The sequence below is a fragment of the Geminicoccus flavidas genome, assembly GCF_009806515.1.
In the GTDB taxonomy this organism is placed as follows: domain Bacteria; phylum Pseudomonadota; class Alphaproteobacteria; order Geminicoccales; family Geminicoccaceae; genus Geminicoccus; species Geminicoccus flavidus.
This window is the reverse complement of record NZ_WUJP01000603.1, coordinates 1-374: the sequence shown is the minus strand read 5'-3', so window position 1 is coordinate 374 and position 374 is coordinate 1. Positions and strand designations below refer to the sequence as shown.

Here is a 374-nt window from a genome sequence, read left to right as displayed (position 1 = left end):
GCGGCGTGTCCGGCCGGTTGCGGAAGGCGCGCAGCACCTGCAGCTCCGGGCTGGCGAACGCCACCACGCTTTCCTGGGGTACTGCCGCCAGCGAAGCGAGCAGCCGGTCGCCCAGCTTTCCCGGTTGGCGGAGGTCGAGATCCTCGCGCTCCATCTGCGCGGCCAGGAATTCCAGTTGCGCCTGTACCGGGTCGAGATGGGCGCGGATCCGCTCGGCCACCGAGCTGATCAGGAATTCCGAGCGGGCGCGCACCAGCTCGGTCGTGTTGAGCTGGGCGATCCGGTAGCCCGCGAACAGGACGAAGCCCACCGCCACCGAGAGCAGGAGCGTGGTGGTGACCAGAAGTGCCACCGCGATCGACATGCTGGGCGGC

At 69.5% G+C, this 374-nt stretch carries 1 pseudogene; it reads right to left on the bottom strand.

Annotated features, from left to right (window positions below):
* Positions 1–374: pseudogene (locus EQG76_RS17095) on the bottom strand (hypothetical protein); the annotation flags it as partial.